The following is a 6,716-nucleotide window of genomic DNA, read 5'->3' as shown; positions in this document are numbered from 1 at the left end:
CGGTTATAAAAAGAAAAAGCGTCTAGCTAAATCAGGAAAAGACATACTTTTTTCTCCCTACTTTGCTTCCACACTTCCACCCACCTCCTGCATCCCCTTGTCCATCGGCATTTACCCCGCTGTGGAAGTAACTCCCAAAAGTGGAAGCAAAATTTGCTTCCACCTATTCAAAACGCCATAGTTTTACTGCAACTCACTCATTCTTATTTTAATACATCGAACAAATTTTATAAAACACTGACGCCAGTTTCCCCATACTTCTACACCCATCCTACCCATAAAATCTGCAATACCTCTCCCTTATCTTCATCCAAATCCACAACAGCCTCCTCCTCTCCTCAGCATAAAAAATGCCCCCGTTCATTTCATTCTCCCTCCACTTTCCACTATCTTTGTCCCCACGATGAAAAAGTTTGCCGACGTCATATTGCCTTTGCCTTTGTACAGCTACTTCACCTACTCCCTGCCCGACGAATGGGTGGATGAAGTGCAGACCGGTTGCCGGGTGGTAGTGCCATTCGGACGGAAGAAATACTATACAGCCATCGTGCGCAACGTGCACTATTGTGCCCCCACCGAATACGAAGTAAAGGAAGTGTCCGCTTTGCTGGATGCCCGCCCGATACTGCTTCCGCGGCAGTTCAAGTTCTGGGAATGGCTCTCCGATTACTATCTCTGCACGCAAGGAGACGTCTACAAAGCTGCCTTACCCTCTGGCTTGAAGCTGGAAAGCGAAACAATCGTAGAGTACAACCCCGATTTCGAATCCGATGTCTGCCTGCCGGAGAAGGAACAGAAGATACTGGATATGCTCTCTGCCGACCCGGAGCAATGCGTGACGAAACTGGAGAAGGAGACCGGCATCAAGAACATACTTTCTGTCATCAAGTCACTGCTCGACAAAGAGGCCATCTTCGTAAAGGAAGAATTGCGCCGTACCTATAAGCCTAAGACCGAAACCCGTGTACGCCTCACCGCCGCCGCCCGCAACGAACACCGCCTGCACATCTTCTTCGACGAGTTGCAGCGCCGTGCCCCCAAGCAACTGGACCTGCTGATGAAATATCTGGAACTCTCCGGCTACCTCAGCGGACGAGATATAAAAGAAGTCTCCAAAGCCGAACTGCTGCAACGCACCTCTGCCACCCCTGCCGTATTCAACGGTCTTGTGGACCGTGGTGTATTCGAAGTCTACCAGCAGGAAATAGGTCGCATAGACAAAGCACTCCTCAAAGAAGTCATCCCCGTCAACCCGCTGAACGAGCACCAGCAACGCGCTTATCACTCCATCTTAGAGAATTTTCAAAGCAAGAACGTCTGCCTGCTACATGGTGTCACGGCAAGCGGCAAGACCGAAGTCTATATTCATCTGATAGAAGAAACCATCCGGCAAGGAAAGCAAGTGCTCTATCTCCTGCCCGAAATAGCCCTCACTGCGCAAATCACAGAGCGCCTGCAACGCGTTTTCGGTTCCCGTCTGGGCATCTACCACTCCAAGTTCCCCGATGCGGAACGGGTAGAAATCTGGCAGAAGCAGTTGTCGGAAGCAGGCTATGACATTATTCTCGGCGTCCGCTCCTCCGTCTTTCTTCCTTTCCGCAACCTCGGTCTTGTGATTGTGGACGAGGAGCACGAAAACACCTACAAGCAGCAAGACCCTGCTCCCCGCTATCATGCCCGCAATGCAGCCATTGTACTCGCCTCCATGTATGGCGCCAAAACTCTGTTGGGCACGGCAACCCCTTCCGTAGAGACCTGGCACAATGCCACATCCGGTAAGTATGGCCTCGTGGAACTGAAAGAACGCTATAAAGAAATACAACTGCCGGAGATTATCCCCGTAGACATTAAGGAGCTGCACCGCAAGAAGATGATGAACGGTCCGTTCTCTCCACTGCTCCTGCAATACATCCGCGAAGCGCTGGAACAGAAAGAACAAGTCATCCTCTTCCAGAACCGCCGCGGCTTCGCCCCCATGATAGAATGCAACACCTGCGGCTGGGTACCCAAGTGCAAGAACTGCGACGTCAGCCTCACCTACCACAAGGGGCTGAACCAACTGACCTGCCACTACTGTGGCTACACCTACCAACTGCCCCGCATCTGCCCCGCCTGCGAGGGCACTGACCTGCGCAACCGCGGCTTCGGCACGGAAAAAATAGAAGATGACATCAAAGCCCTCTTCCCCGACGCCCGCGTAGCCCGTATGGACTTGGACACCACCCGCACCCGTACCGCCTACGAGCGCATCATCTCCGATTTCCAGCAAGGCAAGACGGACATCCTGATAGGCACGCAAATGGTGTCCAAGGGTCTGGACTTCGACCACGTCAGCATTGTGGGCATACTCAATGCCGACACCATGCTGAACTATCCCGACTTCCGCGCCTACGAGCGCGCCTTCCAGCTGATGGCGCAGGTTGCCGGACGCGCCGGACGGAAGAACAAGCGCGGCAGGGTGGTGCTACAAACCAAAAGTATTGACCATCCCATCATCCCGCAAGTCATTGCCAACGACTACGAAGCCATGGTAGGTGGGCAGCTTGCCGAACGCCAGATGTTCCACTACCCACCCTACTACCGCCTAGTGTATGTCTACCTGAAGAACCGGAACGAGACTCTGCTCGACCTCATGGCACAGACTATGGCCGCCAAGCTCCGCACCGTCTTTGGCAACCGGGTGCTGGGACCGGACAAGCCGCCCGTAGCACGCGTACAGACTTTGTTCATCCGAAAGATTGTCTTGAAGATAGAAACCAATGCCCCGATGGCACGTGCCCGCGAGCTGCTCGTCCAGGTGCAAAAGGAGATGGTGGCGGAAGACCGCTTCAAGTCGCTGATAGTGTATTATGATGTAGACCCGATGTAAATAACTCGTAACTAAAGAAATATGAAGAAGATACTTTTCGTTTGCCTCGGCAACATTTGCCGTTCCTCCTCGGCAGAGGGAGTCATGAAACATCTGGTAGAAGAAGCCGGACGTGCGGATGAGTTTTTAATCGATTCTGCAGGCATTCTGTCCTATCACCAGGGCGAACTGCCGGACAGCCGGATGCGTGCCCATGCTGCCCGCCGTGGATACAATCTGACGCATCTTTCGCGACCCGTACGTACCGAGGATTTTTACAACTTCGACCTAATTATCGGTATGGACGACCGCAACATCGACGACCTGAAAGATCGTGCCCCTTCAACCGCCGAATGGAGCAAGATACACCGCATGACGGAATACTGTACAAAGTTTACCCATGTCGACCATGTACCGGACCCCTATTACGGCGGTTCCGAAGGTTTTGAGTATGTGCTGGACATTCTGGAAGATGCTTGTGCGGGGTTACTGCAGAGCATTTAATCCAGCGGCATTACATGGTACAGCGTCCCCTGCCGTGACTTCTTGTTCGGTATTTCAAGCTTCTTGAGTGTCCGCCCGAATACGGCCACCTTATTGATAGCCAGACGGTCACGCGTCTTTGTCTGCAAGGCGGAAAGAATCTGCATGGGCATCATCCATTGCCCCTCCTCATCCTCTTCTGCCGCGCGGAAATGGCTGTGGAAGAGTTGTTCCAGTGGGGTGAGCTGTTCAAATTCCCGGTTCGTCCGCTTCAAGATGGCTTCATCGGCATCATCCAGCCAGTAGCGCTCACCTTTGGCTACGGCATTCAGAGCTTGTGCATAGAGCTGGCGGTAGTTGATGGTGACATTTGTATCGATGGGGCCGGTGACCTCAATGCAGATGAAACGGCGGCTGCCACTGGGGTCGGACAACAAGTCCTTCTGGTTGCTGGTGCCGATGAAGGAGGCATACCGCCGCATCTCACGGATGGTGCTGCCGTAGGGTTTGCGCAGGTTGGCAACCGGTTTCTGCAGCAGATGCTTCAGGAAGCCCTGCTGGTTGATGTTGATTTGATCGAACTCATCGATGTTGACGAGCAGAAAGCGTCCCAGACTGCGCTCCGCTTCCTGCCTACTCTTGAAGTCGATGCTGTCCGTATAGCCGAAACGCAGCTCCGGTGGCAGCAAAATGCGGCAAAAGGTGGATTTCCGGAACCCTTGGGAACCGACAAGCAGAGGAGAAGTATTGTTTCCGTGTTGCCGGTCCATTCCACGCCAGTGTGCCACCATGCCCAGGAACCAGCGGTAGAACAACTCCCGCCAATGAGGATTGTGGCACGGGACGAGATCGGCCAACGCCCGGATGCGGTCTTTCCCGTCCCAGCGGCCGGTATCGTAAAGGTATTCTTCGACGGGATTATAGAGTGGCACATGGTCTGAAGTAAGGAAACGATTGATGTCGCGGTCCCATACGCGGATACCCTCCTTCAGGGCATTCATGGAGACCGTACTGCGGGCACGCTGGTCAGCAGGCTTGAAATAGAAATGGACGGAGTCGCGCTGACGGTATTCCAAATCATCCAGAACGGTGTTGTAGCGGAACTCATACCGGCGGCCCATAAACTCTTCCAGCCGGAAAACGCTCTCCTGCTCTTGCGTCAGACTGCTCTTTTTCCCGAAGCCTTTAAGCTCTTGATATAGGTTATGAATCGTTTGACGAACAATGAATTCATCCGCTTCCCGGTAATAGTGCATCAATGTCTGGCGGACTACTTCCTCTTCGGGGATGCCTGCCTTGAAACAATGTTCGGCCAGAGGCACCAGCAGTATCCGTAAATCCCCCTCCCGTTTCCAGCCGTCCAATTCGCGGAATGCACGGTCAAGGGCTGATTCGAAGAGTATGGCGAAGGTGTCCGAGGCTTTACTGTCCGGATGCAGCCGCAACAGCGGATTCTTTTCTGCGAGTTTTCGTTGCCGGAAGTTCTCTTCCTCGGGCATGCCGAGGGGCTGTTCCAGGCAGAAAGGTACAGCGGCAGGATTGTAGTATGGATATCCGTCCAGAGTCATGCGGCAACTCTGGGTAAGGGAAGGTTCTTTCAATGTAATGGCAAACGGCAGTAAGGGCTGGTAGCACTTCACCGCCATACGGTAGGCGTGGGCATGAAACAAGGTGGCATCGCTCTCCCGCTTCGGCGTTGTGCCGTCGGGCAGGGCAAACAATACCCATATCTTGGCACTCCGTCCGCTGGAACCGCAGAAAGCGGCAAAGGTCTGTGGTAGCAGGGCGGCTTGTTGTTTTACATATTCCGCTTCGGCAATGCCCGACAGACGGTTTACTTCCAGTTGTACGAGTCCGTTATAGTTCTTCATCCACCGTTCCCCCTCTTGTGTACGGCTATATTCCACGGCAGGGTAGATGCGTGGCAGTTTGTCTATATGTTCGTATTGGGCGCAAGTACCCTCCAGTTGAGGAAGGATGGCCCGGAGGGTCGATACATGTCCGGCTTTGGTTTCGGTTTTCAGTTTTTTAATCAGTGCATCCGCTTCCAGGGTGCTGAGGGCTTCCTTTCCGCTCTCTTTTTCTGCTCTAATCAAGGTAATTTTCATTCTGTTTGTCAGCTTGTTTGGGTAAATATAATTCTCGTAAAGATACTACATTGAAGAGCTGAAAGCAAGCATTCTGCGGAATAATTATTAAATGGATACAAGTCTCCACGACTCATGCAGAGAAGTGTTAAAAGCAAGTGAGTTTCTTTGTCAAAACACTGGCATTCCTTTGCTTTTCTCCCTTTGTTTGTCTACTTTTGTATAGGGAATAGATGACGCCTAACGACCATGAACAACTCTGCTTACGGCCATGAAGCAATCGCTTGACGACCGTAAGCAGAGTTGTTCATGGTCGTTAGGCGTCTCTCTTTCCATAGCTTTTACGGATGAAGTACGCACCCCGCACCTATTCCGCATAGGGCGCAAACTTATTATATAACAACTTAAAAGACATTGAACTATGGCAATTTTATTTGATTGGTATGAACTTCCGGAACCAAAAGACAAACAGCGGGAAGAAAAGATACTTCATCCACGCATCCGCTTGAACGGCTCTACCACTACCGACGAACTGCGTCGCAGAATTCAGGAACGCAGCTCGTTGACGGAGACTGATGTCTCGGCGGTACTGGATGCCTTGTCGCACGTCATGGGGGAAGACCTTGCCGAGGGGCGGCAGGTGCATCTGGACGGTATCGGCTATTTTCATCCCGTACTGACGAGCACGGAGCCGGTGACCGCTGCGACCAAACGAAAAACCACCAAGATTAAGCTGAAGGGCATCAAGTTTCGTGCCGACCAGGTGCTGAAGAATGAGATAGGTGCCATCAAAGTTAAACCGCTGGGGCTGAATGAGCATTCCCAAAAGCTGAGTGACAAGGAGATTGACAGGCGACTGACGGGCTACTTCTCTACGCATCAGTTCCTTACGCGCGAGAGTTTTCAGGTTCTCTGCGGGATGATGCGTTCCACTGCGCAGCTTCATATTCGCCTGCTCCGCAGCGAGGGTAAGCTCGAAAATGTGGGAAAACTGAACCAACCGATTTATGTGCCTTGTACGGGGTATTACGGTAGAGACGAGTAGGTTACGGTAAAACTTAGGCGTTTTGAGTAGGTGGAAGCAGATTTTGCTTCCACCTTTTTGGGTTGCTTCCACAGCGGGGCAAATGCCGATGGATAGGGGGGATGCAGGAGGTGGGTGGAAGTGTGGAAGCAAAGTGATGGAAAATAAATTTCTGGAGGGGATTTAGAAAAAGAAAGCAGGAAAGTAAAATTAAAGATTAAAAAAATCGGCACTATAAAATATTTTGTGTAAATGTAAAATACGGGATTCAGTA

At 52.0% G+C, this 6,716-nt stretch carries 4 protein-coding genes and 2 pseudogenes; 4 read left to right on the top strand and 2 right to left on the bottom strand.

The window, feature by feature from the left end; translation table 11 throughout:
- The 3 genes and pseudogenes from DW896_RS21615 to DW896_RS21145 all read left to right on the top strand — a co-directional run.
- A pseudogene (locus tag DW896_RS21615) lies at positions 1 to 181 on the top strand (hypothetical protein); the annotation flags it as partial.
- Positions 182 to 403: 222 nt separating this feature from the next.
- A complete protein-coding gene (gene priA / locus DW896_RS21150; RefSeq protein ID WP_119993785.1) occupies positions 404 to 2,869 on the top strand; it encodes a primosomal protein N' in 2,466 nt (821 codons plus the stop codon).
- A 21-nt stretch (positions 2,870 to 2,890) separates the two neighbouring features.
- Entirely contained in the window at positions 2,891 to 3,352 is a 462-nt protein-coding gene (locus DW896_RS21145) for a low molecular weight protein-tyrosine-phosphatase (protein ID WP_008661891.1), read from the top strand.
- Here DW896_RS21145 and DW896_RS21140 read toward each other — a convergent pair.
- Complete coding sequence (locus tag DW896_RS21140; protein ID WP_119993783.1) at positions 3,349 to 5,439, bottom strand: BT4734/BF3469 family protein; 2,091 nt, start codon at positions 5,437 to 5,439, stop codon at positions 3,349 to 3,351. The genes DW896_RS21145 and DW896_RS21140 overlap by 4 nt on opposite strands.
- A gap of 400 nt (positions 5,440 to 5,839) precedes the next feature.
- On the opposite strand from DW896_RS21140, the gene DW896_RS21135 reads away from it, so the two are divergent.
- Positions 5,840 to 6,463, top strand: coding sequence for an HU family DNA-binding protein (locus DW896_RS21135; RefSeq protein ID WP_008661896.1), 624 nt, complete (start codon positions 5,840 to 5,842; stop codon positions 6,461 to 6,463).
- Here DW896_RS21135 and DW896_RS21610 read toward each other — a convergent pair.
- Positions 6,445 to 6,716: pseudogene (locus DW896_RS21610) on the bottom strand (hypothetical protein); the annotation flags it as partial. The gene DW896_RS21135 and the pseudogene DW896_RS21610 sit on opposite strands and share 19 nt — an antisense overlap.

Origin of the sequence: Bacteroides sp. AM41-16, from assembly GCF_003603495.1 — a bacterium.
Lineage (GTDB): Bacteria > Bacteroidota > Bacteroidia > Bacteroidales > Bacteroidaceae > Bacteroides > Bacteroides uniformis.
Note: the sequence above shows the minus strand (reverse complement) of the source record. Positions and strands in the feature narration are given on the sequence as shown.